This is a genomic window from Streptomyces sp. NPDC035033 (assembly GCF_040636735.1).
Classification (GTDB): domain Bacteria; phylum Actinomycetota; class Actinomycetes; order Streptomycetales; family Streptomycetaceae; genus Streptomyces.
Genome location: NZ_JBEZUZ010000001.1, coordinates 257,992 through 271,291, shown reverse-complemented (window position 1 = coordinate 271,291; position 13,300 = coordinate 257,992). Strand labels below are relative to the sequence as shown.

At 75.3% G+C, this 13,300-nt stretch carries 15 protein-coding genes, 1 pseudogene and 1 riboswitch; of the genes and pseudogenes, 7 read left to right on the top strand and 9 right to left on the bottom strand.

The window, feature by feature from the left end:
- Nucleotides 1-31: 31 nt before the first annotated feature.
- A riboswitch (cobalamin riboswitch) is annotated at nucleotides 32-166 on the bottom strand.
- A gap of 91 nt (nucleotides 167-257) precedes the next feature.
- The 3 genes from AB0E83_RS01270 to AB0E83_RS01260 are packed head-to-tail and all read left to right on the top strand — an operon-like array spanning nucleotide 258 to nucleotide 3,612.
- Entirely contained in the window at nucleotides 258-1,484 is a 1,227-nt protein-coding gene (locus AB0E83_RS01270) for a cobalamin biosynthesis protein CobG (protein WP_362104172.1), read from the top strand.
- Nucleotides 1,485-1,486: 2 nt separating this feature from the next.
- A complete protein-coding gene (locus AB0E83_RS01265; protein ID WP_362104170.1) occupies nucleotides 1,487-2,122 on the top strand; it encodes a precorrin-8X methylmutase in 636 nt (211 codons plus the stop codon).
- Nucleotides 2,119-3,612: a precorrin-2 C(20)-methyltransferase gene (locus AB0E83_RS01260; RefSeq protein WP_362104168.1), complete on the top strand. Its 1,494-nt coding sequence runs from the start codon at nucleotides 2,119-2,121 to the stop codon at nucleotides 3,610-3,612. The genes AB0E83_RS01265 and AB0E83_RS01260 overlap by 4 nt, the downstream gene beginning before the upstream one ends.
- Here the strand turns inward: AB0E83_RS01260 and AB0E83_RS01255 are convergent.
- On the bottom strand, nucleotides 3,603-4,340 hold the full coding sequence (locus AB0E83_RS01255) for a cobalt-precorrin-6A reductase (RefSeq protein ID WP_362104166.1): 738 nt from the start codon (nucleotides 4,338-4,340) through the stop codon (nucleotides 3,603-3,605). The genes AB0E83_RS01260 and AB0E83_RS01255 overlap by 10 nt on opposite strands.
- Nucleotides 4,341-4,352: 12 nt before the next feature.
- On the opposite strand from AB0E83_RS01255, the gene AB0E83_RS01250 reads away from it, so the two are divergent.
- Complete coding sequence (locus AB0E83_RS01250; protein ID WP_362104165.1) at nucleotides 4,353-5,471, top strand: cobalt-precorrin-5B (C(1))-methyltransferase; 1,119 nt, start codon at nucleotides 4,353-4,355, stop codon at nucleotides 5,469-5,471.
- Between the two features lie 29 nt (nucleotides 5,472-5,500).
- On the opposite strand, the gene AB0E83_RS01245 is transcribed toward AB0E83_RS01250, so the two are convergent.
- From AB0E83_RS01245 to AB0E83_RS01215, 7 genes and pseudogenes are all read right to left on the bottom strand, one after another.
- Nucleotides 5,501-5,971, bottom strand: a complete 471-nt coding sequence (locus AB0E83_RS01245) for an NUDIX domain-containing protein (protein ID WP_362104163.1) — start codon at nucleotides 5,969-5,971, stop codon at nucleotides 5,501-5,503.
- Between the two features lie 2 nt (nucleotides 5,972-5,973).
- A pseudogene (locus AB0E83_RS01240) lies at nucleotides 5,974-6,107 on the bottom strand (XRE family transcriptional regulator); the annotation flags it as partial.
- A gap of 16 nt (nucleotides 6,108-6,123) precedes the next feature.
- Nucleotides 6,124-6,804, bottom strand: coding sequence for a nucleotidyl transferase AbiEii/AbiGii toxin family protein (locus AB0E83_RS01235; protein WP_362104161.1), 681 nt, complete (start codon nucleotides 6,802-6,804; stop codon nucleotides 6,124-6,126).
- On the bottom strand, nucleotides 6,801-7,163 hold the full coding sequence (locus AB0E83_RS01230) for a transcriptional regulator (RefSeq protein WP_362104159.1): 363 nt from the start codon (nucleotides 7,161-7,163) through the stop codon (nucleotides 6,801-6,803). The genes AB0E83_RS01235 and AB0E83_RS01230 overlap by 4 nt, the downstream gene beginning before the upstream one ends.
- Before the next feature lie 229 nt (nucleotides 7,164-7,392).
- On the bottom strand, nucleotides 7,393-8,142 hold the full coding sequence (cobM, locus tag AB0E83_RS01225; protein ID WP_362104157.1) for a precorrin-4 C(11)-methyltransferase: 750 nt from the start codon (nucleotides 8,140-8,142) through the stop codon (nucleotides 7,393-7,395).
- Nucleotides 8,139-9,374 carry a precorrin-6y C5,15-methyltransferase (decarboxylating) subunit CbiE gene (gene cbiE, locus AB0E83_RS01220; RefSeq protein ID WP_362104155.1) on the bottom strand — a complete coding sequence of 412 codons (1,236 nt, stop codon included), beginning with the start codon at nucleotides 9,372-9,374 and terminating at the stop codon, nucleotides 8,139-8,141. The genes cobM and cbiE overlap by 4 nt, the downstream gene beginning before the upstream one ends.
- A gap of 48 nt (nucleotides 9,375-9,422) precedes the next feature.
- Nucleotides 9,423-9,563, bottom strand: a complete 141-nt coding sequence (locus AB0E83_RS01215; RefSeq protein WP_362104153.1) for a DUF6126 family protein — start codon at nucleotides 9,561-9,563, stop codon at nucleotides 9,423-9,425.
- A gap of 246 nt (nucleotides 9,564-9,809) precedes the next feature.
- Between AB0E83_RS01215 and AB0E83_RS01210 the strand changes: the two genes are divergently transcribed.
- From AB0E83_RS01210 to AB0E83_RS01200, 3 genes are read left to right on the top strand one after another with little or no spacing between them, the layout of a single operon-like run.
- Nucleotides 9,810-10,898: an LLM class flavin-dependent oxidoreductase gene (locus AB0E83_RS01210; RefSeq protein ID WP_362104151.1), complete on the top strand. Its 1,089-nt coding sequence runs from the start codon at nucleotides 9,810-9,812 to the stop codon at nucleotides 10,896-10,898.
- Nucleotides 10,899-10,903: 5 nt separating this feature from the next.
- On the top strand, nucleotides 10,904-11,536 hold the full coding sequence (locus AB0E83_RS01205) for an FMN reductase (RefSeq protein ID WP_362104149.1): 633 nt from the start codon (nucleotides 10,904-10,906) through the stop codon (nucleotides 11,534-11,536).
- A gap of 53 nt (nucleotides 11,537-11,589) precedes the next feature.
- Nucleotides 11,590-12,027, top strand: a complete 438-nt coding sequence (locus AB0E83_RS01200; protein ID WP_362104147.1) for a universal stress protein — start codon at nucleotides 11,590-11,592, stop codon at nucleotides 12,025-12,027.
- Nucleotides 12,028-12,108: 81 nt separating this feature from the next.
- On the opposite strand, the gene AB0E83_RS01195 is transcribed toward AB0E83_RS01200, so the two are convergent.
- Entirely contained in the window at nucleotides 12,109-13,194 is a 1,086-nt protein-coding gene (locus tag AB0E83_RS01195) for a MerR family transcriptional regulator (protein WP_362104145.1), read from the bottom strand.
- Between the last annotated feature and the right edge of the window lie 106 nt (nucleotides 13,195-13,300).

Here is a 13,300-nt window from a genome sequence, read left to right as displayed (position 1 = left end):
CTCAGGCCCTTCCTCGGGGTTTCCGCGCCCCGGGTGGTCGTGGTCGGCGGGGAGTTCCTGACTCACCCGTGCCGTCGCCGGCTCGGGCTCACAGTGGCGGGACCGCGCCGGATTCTCACCGGGCTTCCTCCCCGGGGTCCTGGGACCCCATGCCGATCTGCATAGTAGATCCTGGCGCCCGCGGGCCGGAGGGGGCCGGGGAGTCGGCCGGATCACACTCGGTGGCCGCCCGGTTCCCCGTGGGTATGCTCGCCGCCATGCCGCCCACCCCACCCCCGCCGCCCGAACCGGGCGAACCTCGCATACGGGACCGTGGCGACGCCTGCCCCGGGGCGCTGCGCCTGCACCCCGCCGACGACGGCCGCCTGGCCCGACTCCGCCTGCCCGCAGGCAGATTGACTCCCCGTCAGGCCGAGGTCCTGGCCGGCGCGGCGGAGTCCCTGGGCGACGGGCGGATCAGCGTCACCTCGCGCGGCAACGCGGAGCTGCGCGGCCTCGGCGAGGGCTGCGGGGCGGAGCTCGCCGCCCTCCTCGGCGCGGCCGGCCTGCTGCCCTCCCCCACCCACGAACGGGTCCGCAACATCGTGGCCTCGCCCGCCGCCGGACTCGACGGACTCGGCCACGGGGACGCGCAGTTGTGGGCCCGCGCCCTGGACGCGGCGCTGTGCGCGGAGCCCCGCGCCGCGGCCCTCTCCGGCCGCTTCCTCTTCGTCCTCGACGACGGCCGCGGCGACGTCGCCGGACTCGGCGGCGATGTGACCTTGGTCGCAGCGCCGGACGGAGCCGTCCTCCTGGAGACCGGCTCCGGCACCTTCCGCCTGCCCGCCGCCGACGCCGCCGGCGCCGCCCTCGCCTGCGCCCTCGCCTTCCTCGACGCCGCCGAGGCCACCGGGACCGGCGCGTGGCGCCCGCGCGAGCTGCCCGCCGGGCACGTCCCGGAGTGGGCCGGCGCCCTGGCCCGCGCGGGGATCGCCGCGGAGCCCGTACCCCCGCTCTCCCTCCCGCCGGCGCCGCCGCCCGCGCCCGGCCCCCTCGGCGACCGCGCCCTGCACGTCCTCGCCCCCCTCGGCCGGCTCACCGCCGACGGCCTGCGGGCCCTCGCCGACGGCGCCGACGAGCTCCGGCTCACCCCGTGGCGCGGAGCGGTCGCCGTCGGGGCGGCCCCCGCCCGGCTCCCCGTCCTCGCCGCGCACGGCCTGATCACCGACCCGGCCGCCCCCGGCACCGGCGTCACCGCCTGCACCGGCCTGCCCGGCTGCGCCAAGTCCCTCGCCGACGTCCGGGCGGACGCCCGCACGGCGCCCCCCGGGCCGCTGCCCGTGCACTTCTCCGGCTGCGCGCGCCGCTGCGGGCACCCGCACGGCACCTGGGTCGAGGTCACCGCCCGGGACTCCGCCACGTATCTGCTGGACGGCGTCCCCGTCCCCCGTACCGCCCTGGCCGAAGCCGTGGCGGCGGCCCGTACGACACCGATGGAGAGCTGAGGATGTACGAGTACGAGAAGGACGGCGTCGAGATCTACCGCCGTTCCTTCGCCACGATCCGCGCCGAGGCGGACCTCGGGGGGATGCCCGACGACGTCGCCACGGTCGCCGTGCGCATGATCCACGCCTGCGGCATGACCGACCTCGTCCGGGACATCGCCTACTCGCCGGGCGTCGTCGCGAGCGCCCGCGCCGCCCTCCGGGCCGGCGCCCCCATCCTCTGCGACGCGCAGATGGTCGCCTCCGGCGTCACCCGCAAGCGGCTGCCCGCCGACAACGAGGTGCTGTGCGCGCTCTCCGACCCGGCCGTGCCCGCCCTCGCCGCCGAGCTCGGCACCACCCGCTCCGCCGCCGCCCTCGAACTGTGGCGGGACCGCCTCGAAGGCTCCGTCGTCGCCATCGGCAACGCCCCCACCGCCCTCTTCCACCTCCTGGAGATGATCGGGAAGGGCGCGCCGAAGCCGGCCGCCGTCCTCGGCATCCCCGTCGGCTTCATCGGCGCCGCCGAGTCCAAGGACGCCCTCGCCGCCAACGACCTCGGCCTCGACTACCTGGTGGTCCGCGGCCGCCGCGGCGGCAGCGCGATGACCGCCGCCGCCCTCAACGCCCTCGCGCACGAACCGGAGATCCAGGCATGACCGCTGTGAAGGGCAAGCTGTACGGGGTCGGCCTCGGCCCCGGCGACCCGGACCTGCTCACCCTCGCCGCCGTCAAGGCCATCGCCGAGGCCGACGTCGTCGCCTACCACTCGGCCCGCCACGGCCGCTCGATAGCGCGCTCCATCGCCGCCCCGCACCTGCGCGAGGACCACGTCGAGGAGCGGCTGATGTACCCGCTCACCGTGGAGACCACCGACCACCCCGGCGGCTACCGGGGCGCGCTCGACGACTTCTACGAGGAGGCCGCGGCCCGGCTCGCCGCCCACCTCGACGCGGGCCGCACGGTCGCCGTCCTCGCCGAGGGCGACCCGCTCTTCTACGGCTCCTACCAGCACATGCACAAGCGGCTCGCGGACCGCTACGACACCACCGTCATCCCCGGCGTCACCTCCGTCAGCGCCGCCGCCGCCCGGCTCGGCGAGCCGCTGTGCGAGGCCGAGGAGGTCCTCACGATCGTCCCCGGCACCCTGCCGGAGGACGAGCTGACGGCCCGCCTCGCGGCCGCCGACTCGGCGGTCGTGATGAAGCTCGGCCGCACCTTCCCCGCCGTCCGGCGCGCCCTGGAGCGGGCCGGCCGGCTGGAGGACGCCCGGTACGTGGAGCGGGCGTTCATGGCGGGCGAGCGGACCGAGCGCCTCGCCGACGTGGACCCGGAGACCGTCCCGTACTTCTCCGTCGCCGTCCTCCCCTCCCGCATCGACCGGGCCAACCCCGTGCGCGAGCGCGGCGAGGTCACCGTCGTCGGCACCGGCCCCGCCGGCGCGCCCTGGCTGACGCCCGAGTCGCGCGGCGCGCTGGTCAACGCCGACGTCCTCGTCGGCTACACCACCTACCTCGACCGGGTCCCGGTCCTGCGCCCCGGGCAGGTCCGGCACGGCTCCGACAACAAGGTCGAGTCGGAGCGCGCCGAGTTCGCCCTCGACCTGGCCCGGCGCGGCCACAAGGTGGCGGTCGTCTCCGGCGGCGACCCCGGCGTCTTCGCCATGGCGACGGCCGTCCTGGAGGTCGCCTGCGAACCGGCCTACGCCGGCGTCCCCGTACGGGTCCTGCCCGGCGTGACCGCCGCCAACGCGGCCGCCGCGGCGGCCGGCGCCCCCCTGGGCCACGACTACGCGACGATCTCGCTCTCCGACCGCCTCAAGCCCTGGGAGGTCATCGCGGACCGGCTGCGCGCCGCCGCCGGGGCCGACCTCGTCCTCGCCCTCTACAACCCGGGCTCGAAGTCCCGCACCCACCAGGTCGCCGCCGCCCGCGACCTCCTCCTGGAGCTCCGCTCCCCCGACACCCCCGTGGTCGTCGCCCGCGACGTCGGCGGACCCGAGCAGTCGGTCCGGGTGGTGACCCTGAAGACCCTGGACCCCTCCGAGGTCGACATGCGCACCCTGCTCCTCATCGGCTCCTCGCAGACCCGCGCGGTCGAGCGGGGCGACGGCCGCACGATCGCCTGGACGCCGCGCCGCTACGGCTGACGGGCGCCCCGGGCCACCCAGGCGGCGGCCTCCTCCGGGGTGGCCGCCGTCGGGACGCCCCCGGGGACCGGGGGGCGGCGGACGACGACGACCGGGATGCCGGCCTCGCGGGCGGCGGTGAGCTTGGGGGCGGTGGCGGCGGCGCCGGAGTCCTTCGTCACCAGGACGTCGACGCGGTGGCGGGCGATCAGTTCCCGTTCCCCTTCGAGGGTGAACGGGCCCCGGTCCAGGAGGACTTCGGTGCGCGTCGGCATCGGCGCCTCCGGGGCGTCGACCGACCGGACGAGGAACCACTCCGGGCGGTCGGCGAAGGCGGCGAGGCCCATGCGGCCGGTGGTGAGGAAGACGCGGTCGCCGAGGCCGTCGAGGGCGGCGGCGGCCTCCTCCAGGGAGCCCGCGTCGCGCCAGTCGTCCCCCTCCCCCGGGACCCACCCGGGGCGGCGCAGCGCCAGCAGGGGAACATGGACGGCGGCGGCCGCCCGGGCCGCGTTGAAGCTGATCCGCTCGGCGAAGGGATGGGTGGCGTCGATGACCGCGTCCACGGCGTGCTCGCGCACCCACGCCGCGAGCCCGTCCGGCCCGCCGAACCCGCCGATCCGCACCTCCCCGGCCGGCAGCCGGGGGTTCGCCACCCGCCCCGCGAGGGAGCTGGTCACCCTCGTGCCGGGATGCAGCAGCCCGGCCAGGGCGCGGGCCTCGGTCGTCCCTCCGAGAATGAGCACGTGCATGGGAGACCTTTCGTGAGTACCGGCGGCGGGCGCGAGGCCCAACTCAAGCACACCGGCCTGCGGCCCGGCTGGACGACCGGCGCCTGCGCGACGGCGGCGACGACGGCCGCGTACACCGCCCTCCTGACCGGGGAGTTCCCCGACCCGGTGACGATCACCCTGCCCAGGGGCCAGACGCCGTCCTTCGCCCTGACGGCGGAGTCCCTGACCGGCGACGCGGCCATGGCGGCGGTGGTGAAGGACGCGGGTGACGACCCTGACGTCACCCACGGCGCGGTGATCCGCTCGACGGTACGGCTCCTGCCGCCGGGCTCCGGCGTCGTCTTCCGCGCGGGCGAGGGCGTCGGCACGGTCACCCTGCCGGGCCTCCCCCTGGAGGTCGGCGAGCCGGCGATCAACCCCGTGCCGCGCCGGCTGATGCGCGACCACGTGGCCGGGGTGGCGGCGGCCCACGACGCCCCCGGGGACGTCGAGATCACGATCTCCGTCGACGACGGCGCCGAGATCGCCCGCTCCACCTGGAACCCCCGCATCGGCATCCTCGGCGGCCTGTCGATCCTCGGCACGACCGGGATCGTCGTCCCGTACTCCTGCTCGGCCTGGATCGACTCGATCCGCCGCGGCGTCGACGTGGCCCGCGCGGGCGGCCTCACCCACGTCGCCGGCTGTACGGGTTCCACCTCCGAGCGCACGGTGACGGAGGTGTACGACCTCCCGGACATCGCCCTCCTCGACATGGGCGACTTCGCGGGCGCGGTCCTCAAGTACGTCCGCCGCCACCCCGTCGACCGCCTGACGATCTGCGGCGGCTTCGCCAAGCTCTCCAAGCTCGCCGCCGGCCACCTGGACCTCCACTCCGCCCGCTCCCAGGTCGACAAGCCCTTCCTCGCGTCCCTGGCCCGCGGGGCCGGCGCGTCCGAGGCCCTGGCGGCGGAGATCGCGCACTCCAACACGGGCCTCGCCGCCCTCCGCCTCTGCGAAGCCGCCGCCGTCCCCCTCGGCGACGCGGTCGCCACCCGGGCCCGCGACGAAGCCCTCACCGTCCTCCGCGGCGCCCCCGTCACGGTCGACGTCATCGCCATCGACCGCGCGGGCACGATCGTCGGCCGCTCGACCCCGAAGGGCCCCTGACCCCGCCCCACGCCCTCCAGCCGCCGGAGTCAGCCGAGGTAGGGCCGCTCGCGGTGCTCCAGGAAGTGGCGGAGCCTGAGCCGCTGGGTGGGGTGCATCGGAAGCCGGTCCCACTCGTCCGGCGGGACGAACCGCAGCTCTGTCGACTCGTCGGAGATCGCCAGTTCTCCGCCGACGATCCGCGCGGTGAAGCAGACGTTGAACTGCCGGCGCACCTCGCCGTCCGTGTAGGCGATGATGTGCCGCGGGTCGGTGTACGTGCCGACCAGCCCCGTGACCTCCACGTCCAGGCCGGTCTCCTCCTTGACCTCGCGGACGGCCGTGCCGGGAAGCGAGTCGGCGAGGTCCATGCCCCCGCCGGGGAGGGCCCACAGGCCGTTGTCGCGTCGGCGCTGGAGCAGGACGCGTCCCTGCTCGTCGGTGACGACGGCCGAGGCCGCGACCACCATGCTGTTGGGCTCGGGCGCGTTCGGATCGTCGTAGTACTCGGTCCGTGCCATGGTCACCCCTCGTGCCGTACGGGCGTCGCCGTGGCCCACACCGCGCCGAAGCTCTCGGCGTAGGTGTCGAACATCCCGCCTTCGCCGCTCCGCCGAAGATGCCACACCGGGGCCCGTACGCGTCGGCGCCCCGGACGCGGACGCGAGCCGGGTCAAGGGATGTCGTCGTCCGGTGGGGGTGCGCCTTCGAGGAGGCGTTCGCCGATGTCGTCGGCCCAGCGCTGGGCCCAGGCGCGGAGTTCCTGGATGCGGGTCTCGTCGAGGCCGTGGGCGGTGAACTCGTCGTCGTCGAGCCAGACCGTGCCGGCCAGTTTGGCCTGGAGTTCTTCCAGGTCGAAGCCGTCGCGGGCGTGCTGCCGGCCGAGTTCCTCCAGTTCCTCGGCGCTCCAGCGGTCGGCCGCCGCGCGGACGTCGATCAGGTCCCGGGCCATGCCCCGGTCCGCGAGGGCGCGGACCTTCGTGCCGACGACGTCCCGCAGGGAGAGGAGGAGGCCGAACTCCCGCTGTTCGGGAGGGCCGCACAGCACCTCCTTGAGGACGTCCACCTCGCACGCCTCGCCGGTGGCGGGGTCGGTGACGACGAGGCGGGCGGAGAGCGGGTCGGTCTCCACGGTCCGCACGTGCCAGCCCCGCGCCTCCAGGTCCGACCGCAGGTGGGCGGCGATCTCCGCCATGGGCCGGGGGTTCTCGGTGGCGACGTCGAGGTCCTGGCTGAGGCGGTCCACCAGGCCGTGGGCCTGGACGGCGTAGCCGCCGGTCAGGACGAGGGGGTACTCGGTGCCGGCGCGGAGCACGTCGTCGAGGAGGCGGCGGTGGAGGGCGGTGAGCTTCACCCGGCGCGTCCGGCCGCCGGCGCCGGTTCGGGGGCCAGCTCGCGGAAGGCTTCCTCCCAGACGGTCCGCAGGTCCTTGCTGACGAGGGTGCGGAGCACCGGCCACATCTCGACGAGCAGGTCCCGGTTGAGGTGGCGCACCAGGTCGTCGTGGCCGCCCTCGGCCAGGACCGTCCGGTAGCAGCTCATCCGCAGGCGGGGCCGGTCGAGGTCGTACTCCGTCAGTCCCGACCAGGCCAGGTGCAGGGGCAGCCGGACCCGTCCCCGGTCGGGGCCCCGGAGGGCGGACAGGTCGGTGGGGAGCCTTCGTGCGTACCGTTCGCGCCGTACCTCGGAGACGGTCGCCGTCTCGTGTGCCATGCCCCCGATTATCCCCGGGCCCGCCCGTCCCGGGGGCATCATCCGCCGCACGGACCGGATGCGGTTCCGGGTCCCCGAACCTAGGCTCGGCAGCGAGAAACCCTCACCTACAGGGAGGAATCGCCATGGCGAAGCGCGGCAACAAGAAGCGGGCCCGCAAGAAGAAGAAGGCGAACCACGGCAAGCGGCCCAACGCCTGAGGCGCCGGGCCGCGGGCGGGGCGGGGCCGTCAGCAGGCGTGGCGGTCCCGGGCCGGGTCGTACAGGTGGCTGTCGCGGAACTCGGAGGCGGCGAGCGTGCGGCCGACGACGATGACGGCCGTCCTGGTGATGCCGGCCTCCTTCACCTGGCCGGCGATGTCCGCGAGGGTGCCGCGCAGCACGACCTCGTCGGGGCGGCTGGCCATGGCGACGACGGCGGCGGGGCAGTCCTCGCCGTAGTGGGGGATCAGTTCGGAGACGATCCGGTCGGCGTAGCGGGCGCCGAGGTGGAGGACGAGCAGGGCGCCGCTGCGGCCGAGGGTGGCGAGGTCCTCGCCCTCCGGCATGGGGGTGGCCTGCTGGGCGATCCGGGTGAGGATGACGGTCTGGCCGACGGTCGGGACGGTCAGCTCCCGCTTGAGGGCCGCCGCGGCGGCCGCGAAGGCGGGGACGCCGGGCACGACCTCGTACGGGACGCCGGCCGCGTCGAGCCGCCGCATCTGCTCGGCCATGGCGCTGAAGACGGACGGGTCGCCGGAGTGCAGCCGGGCCACGTCCTGGCCGGCCTCGTGGGCGGCGGTGATCTCCGCGACGATCTCGTCCAGGTGCATGTTCGCGGTGTCGACGAGCTTCGCGTCCGGCGGGCACTCGGCGAGCAGCTCGCGGGGGACGAGGGAGCCGGCGTAGAGGCAGACCCCGCAGGCCGCGAGGGTGCGGGCGCCGCGCACGGTGATGAGGTCGGCGGCTCCGGGGCCCGCGCCGATGAAGTAGACGGTCATGCGTTCGTTGAACCCTTCGTTACGGACCACTGGGTGACCGGCATGGCCTGGCGCCAGCCGGTGAAGCCGCCGACGGGCACGGCGGCGGAGACGGCCAGCCGGATCAGCTCGCCGCCGTGCCGGGCGTACCAGCGGGCGAGCAGCGCCTCGGATTCGAGGGTCACGGTGTTGGCGACGAGCCGGCCGCCGGAGGGGAGCGCGTCCCAGCAGGCGTCGAGCAGGCCGGGGACGGTGAGCCCGCCGCCGATGAAGACCGCGTCGGGGGCGGGCAGGCCGGCCAGGGCCGCGGGCGCGGCGCCGGTGACGACCTTCAGGGCCGGTACGCCGAGGGCGGCGGCGTTGCGGGTGATGCGGGCGGCCCGTTCGGGCGAGCGCTCGACGGCGACCGCCCGGCAGTCGCGGTGGGTCCGCATCCACTCGATCCCGATGGAGCCGGAGCCGCCGCCGACGTCCCAGAGGAGCTCCCCGGGGGCGGGGGCGAGCGCGGCGAGCGTGGCGGCGCGGACGTACCGCTTGGTGAGCTGCCCGTCGTGCTCGTACGCCTCGTCGGGCAGGCCGGGCGCGGCGCCGAGCCGCAGGGCGCCGGGGTCGCGGACGCAGTCGAGGGCGAGGACGTTGAGGGCGTCGGTGCGCGCGTGGGGCCAGTCGGCGGCGGTCCCATCGAGGAGCCGCTCGGCGGGCCCGCCGAGCTGTTCCAGGACCCGGATCCGGGTGCCGCCCCAGCCCGTCCGGCGCAGCAGCTCCGCGACCCGCGCGGCCGTGTCGGCGCCCTCGCTGAGGACGAGGACGCGGCGGCCGTCGTGGAGGGCGGCGGAGAGCCCGGCGAGGGGCCGGGCGACGAGCGAGACGGTCTCGACGGCCTCCAGGGGCCAGCCGAGGCGGGCGCAGGCGTACGAGACGGAGGACGGGTGCGGGTGGACGGCCAGGCGTTCCGCGCCGGCGGTCTCGGCGAGGGTGCGGGCGATGCCGTGGAAGGAGGGGTCCCCGCTGGCGAGGACGGCGACCGCGCGGCCCCGGTGGGCGGCGAGCAGCCCGGGGACGGCGGGACGGAGCGGGGACGGCCAGGCGATCCGCTCGCCGGGGCAGTCGTCCGCCGGGAGGAGGTCCAGCTGGCGGGGCCCGCCGATGATCACGTCGGCGGCGCGCAGGGGACGGCGGGAGGTCTCGGGGAGCCCGTCCCAGCCGTCCGCGCCGATTCCGACGACCGACACCACCGATATCGCACCGTTCACGACGGGGACTCTACGTGAGGGGCGCAGGTGGGCGGCACGTGGCGGCCCTCACTTCTGGGCGTTCTGGCCCACGTGGAAAAGGAGCCAGACGAAGCCGGCGAAGGCGTGGGTGGCGAAGACGTAGACGAAGACGCGGAGCATCACGCCCCGCTCCTTCCAGCCCTCGTTGTCGTACGTCTTCTCGGTCATGGGGTTCAGGGTACGGGGGCGGGGGCCGGGGACGGCGGGGCGAGGAGGGGCTGGGGCGCGGGCTCGGAGCGGGGACCGGGGCCGGGCGCGGGGGGCCGGAGCGGGGACCTGGACCGGGTCGCGGAGGGGCCGGAGCGGGCGCCGGAGCCCGGGTCGGGGCCGGGGCGGAATACGGGGGTGGGTGGCGTGGTTGGACGGGATGGTTTAAGCTTCAACTACTAAATCGGAACGCGAGAGGTGACCACGATGCAGTTCGGGATCTTCACCGTCGGCGACGTGACGACCGACCCCACCACCGGCCGCACCCCCACCGAGCACGAGCGCATCAAGAACACGGTCGCCATCGCGCTCAAGGCGGAGGAGGTCGGACTCGACGTCTTCGCGACCGGCGAGCACCACAACCCGCCGTTCGTGCCGTCCTCCCCCACCACCCTCCTCGGCCACATCGCGGCCCGCACGGAGAACCTGATCCTCTCCACGTCCACGACGCTCATCACCACCAACGACCCGGTGAAGATCGCCGAGGACTACGCCACCCTCCAGCACCTCGCCGACGGGCGCGTGGACCTGATGATGGGCCGCGGCAACACCGGCCCGGTCTACCCGTGGTTCGGCCAGGACATCCGGCAGGGCATCCCGCTCGCCATCGAGAACTACGCGCTCCTCCACAGGCTGTGGAGGGAGGACGTGGTCGACTGGGAGGGCAAGTTCCGCACCGCCCTCCAGGGCTTCACGGCCACCCCGCGCCCGCTCGACGGCGTCCCGCCGTTCGTCTGGCACGGCTCCATCCGCTCCCCGGAGATCGCCGAGCAGGCCGCGTACTACGGCGACGGCTTCTTCGCCAACCACATCTTCTGGCCCAAGCAGCACACCGAGAAGATGGTCCGCCTCTACCGCCAGCGGTACGCCCACTACGGCCACGGCACCGAGGAGCAGGCGATCGTCGGCCTCGGCGGCCAGGTCTTCATGCGGAAGAACTCGCAGGACGCGGTACGGGAGTTCCGCCCGTACTTCGACAACGCGCCGGTCTACGGCCACGGTCCGAGCCTGGAGGAGTTCAGCAGCCAGACCCCGCTGACCGTCGGCTCCCCGCAGGAGGTCATCGAGCGCACCCTGTCCTTCCGCGAGTACGTCGGCGACTACCAGCGCCAGCTCTTCCTCGTCGACCACGCGGGACTGCCGCTGAAGACGGTCCTGGAACAGCTCGACATCCTCGGCGAGGAGGTCGTCCCCGTCCTCCGCAAGGAGTTCGCGAACCTCCGCCCGGCCGGCGTCCCGGCCACCGCCCCGCTCCACCCCGCCGTCACGGCGGCCGCGCAGAAGAAGGAGGCGTAACCGCCATGCGCACGCTCAAGCTGGTCGCGGTCTCGGCCGGTCTCAGCAGTCCCTCCTCCACCCGGCTCCTCGCCGACCGGCTCGTCCAGGCCACCCGCTACCGCCTCGCCGAGCAGGAGTACGCGGTCGACGTCGAGGTCGTCGAACTCCGGGACCTCGCCGTCGACATCGCGAACAACTTCGTCACCGGCTTCCCGTCGCAGCGACTCCAGGACGCGATCGACGCGGTGACGGGCGCGGACGGCGTCATCGCGGTGACGCCCGTCTTCACCGCCTCCTACAGCGGCCTCTTCAAGTCCTTCTTCGACCTGGTCGACCCGGCCGCGCTGACCGGTACGCCGGTCCTGATCGGCGCGACCGGCGGCACCGCCCGCCACTCCCTCGTCCTCGACCACGCCCTGCGCCCCCTCTTCGCCTACCTCCGCGCCCAGACCGCCCCGACCGCCGTCTACGCGGCCTCGGAGGACTGGGGGACCGGCGGCGACGCGTACACGGAGGGCCTGCCGTCCCGGATCACCCGGGCGGGCGAGGAGTTCGCGACGCTGGTCGCGGCGACGGCCGAACGCCGGTCCGGCGAGACCGGCGTGGAGGAGGTCGTCCCCTTCGAGAAGCAGTTGGCCGACCTGAGGCTGGACTGACCGGTTTGTTACGTTGGGGAGGGAATTTCCCCGACGACGGACGGAGGTCGGCGATGACCGGCGGCAGGATCGTGGTGGGCGTGGACGGCTCGGAACCGTCCCTGAAGGCGCTGAAGTGGGCGGCCGCGCAGGCCGCCCTCACCGGGGGCGCGCTGCACGCGGTGATCGGCTGGGAGTACCCGGCGTCCTGGGCGACCCTGATGCCCGGCGTACCGCCCGAGTTCGACCCCGAGCAGCTCGCCAAGCAGATCCTCGACCAGTCCCTCGCGCAGGCGCTCACCCCCGAGCAGGCGGCCGCCACCACCCGGACGGTCGTCGGCGGCAACGCGGCGCAGGCGCTGGTGGACCAGGCGGAGGGGGCGGAGCTGCTGGTGGTCGGGGACCGGGGCTACAGCGGTTTCAAGGCGGCGGTCCTCGGCTCCGTCTCCTCCAACGTCACCCAGCACGCCCCCTGCCCGGTGGTGGTGGTCCGAGGTACCGTCCCCCAATAGTGACCCCGCCGGACGGCGGGAAGCGCGTCAGGCGGGGAGCACGTCAGACGGCGGGAAGCGCGCCGGACGGCGGGAAACGCGTCAGGCGGGGAGCGGTTCGGCGGTGACGAGGGCCAGGTTGTCGGGGGCGCCTTGGGCGCGGGCCCGGGAGAGGAGTTCCTCCGCCGCCGCCGCGACCGTCGCCGCCCCGGAGAGGACGTCCGCCAGCTCCCCCTCCGGCAGCAGCGCCGAGAGCCCGTCCGTGCAGAGGAGGATCCGGTCCGCGGGCCGCAGCTCGTGGACGCTCAGCGCGGGGTCCGGCACCGCGCCCCCGCCGTCCAGCGCCTTCAGGAGCACCGCCCGGTCGGGCCGCTCCGCCGCCTCCGCCGGTTCCAGCTCGCCCGCGTCGACGAGCGCCTGGACGACCGTGTCGTCCCGGGTGAGCCGCCGTAGCCGCCCGTCCCTCAGCAGGTGGGCCCGCGCGTCCCCGACGTGCGCGAGCACCAGCCGGGTGCCGGCGAGCAGCGCGGCGGTGAGCGTCGTGCCGGAGCCGTCGAGGCCCGCCACGGCCTCGCCGGCCGCGCGGACGCCGTCCTCCAGCGCGTTCAGCGCGTCCCCGGCCCGCCCCGGCGCGGACCCCGCCGACGGCACGGCCGCGACCGCGGCGACCGCCGCCCGCGCGGCCCGCGCGCCCTCGGGGCCGTACCCGTCCGCGACGGCCAGCAGCCGGGGCGAGGCGTGGACCGCGTCCTGCTGTTCGGGCCGGACCAGGCCCCGGTCGAGGAGGGCCGTGGCGTTCAGTACGTACGTGGTTCCGGCGGTCATGTCGGTGCGGGTTCCTTTCACGTGGTCCACCAGGGAGGCCGCGAGGCCCCGCCGCGCCGCCGTCTCGGCCTCGACGGAGGCCCAGTACGCGCGGATCGCGCGGGCCGCGCCCGCCGGGTCCTCGGCGTGCAGCGCGCAGACCCGCCCGACGTCGGCGAGCGGCATGCCGATCCGCCGCAGCCAGGCGATCAGCCGGGCCCGTTCCGTCTGCGCCTCGGCGTAGTACCGGTAGCCGCTGTACGGGTCGACCCGGTCGGGCCGCAGCAGGCCGAGCTCGTCGTAGCGGCGCAGCGCCTTCGCCGAGAGGCCGGTGGCGCGGGCGAAGTCACCGATGGTGAGCGATGGTGATGGTGATGCCGGCACGTCTCCCCGTCCTCCTTGGACCGGGCCCTTCGCCCGGCCCGGCCGATGCTGGTCCTTCCCCGCGGGGGAAGGTCAACGGCGTGCCCGGCCCCTCCCCGCGAGGCCC

Bases quoted from the DNA above. Each gene is read 5' to 3' on its own strand.
- AB0E83_RS01270 (WP_362104172.1), top strand. From the start codon at position 258: ATGCCGCCCACCCCACCCCCGCCGCCCGAACCGGGCGAACCTCGCATA.
- AB0E83_RS01265 (WP_362104170.1), top strand. From the start codon at position 1,487: ATGTACGAGTACGAGAAGGACGGCGTCGAGATCTACCGCCGTTCCTTC.
- AB0E83_RS01260 (WP_362104168.1), top strand. From the start codon at position 2,119: ATGACCGCTGTGAAGGGCAAGCTGTACGGGGTCGGCCTCGGCCCCGGC.
- AB0E83_RS01255 (WP_362104166.1), bottom strand. From the start codon at position 4,340: ATGCACGTGCTCATTCTCGGAGGGACGACCGAGGCCCGCGCCCTGGCC.
- AB0E83_RS01245 (WP_362104163.1), bottom strand. From the start codon at position 5,971: ATGGCACGGACCGAGTACTACGACGATCCGAACGCGCCCGAGCCCAAC.
- AB0E83_RS01230 (WP_362104159.1), bottom strand. From the start codon at position 7,163: ATGGCACACGAGACGGCGACCGTCTCCGAGGTACGGCGCGAACGGTAC.
- cobM (WP_362104157.1), bottom strand. From the start codon at position 8,142: ATGACCGTCTACTTCATCGGCGCGGGCCCCGGAGCCGCCGACCTCATC.
- AB0E83_RS01215 (WP_362104153.1), bottom strand. From the start codon at position 9,563: ATGACCGAGAAGACGTACGACAACGAGGGCTGGAAGGAGCGGGGCGTG.
- AB0E83_RS01210 (WP_362104151.1), top strand. From the start codon at position 9,810: ATGCAGTTCGGGATCTTCACCGTCGGCGACGTGACGACCGACCCCACC.
- AB0E83_RS01205 (WP_362104149.1), top strand. From the start codon at position 10,904: ATGCGCACGCTCAAGCTGGTCGCGGTCTCGGCCGGTCTCAGCAGTCCC.
- AB0E83_RS01200 (WP_362104147.1), top strand. From the start codon at position 11,590: ATGACCGGCGGCAGGATCGTGGTGGGCGTGGACGGCTCGGAACCGTCC.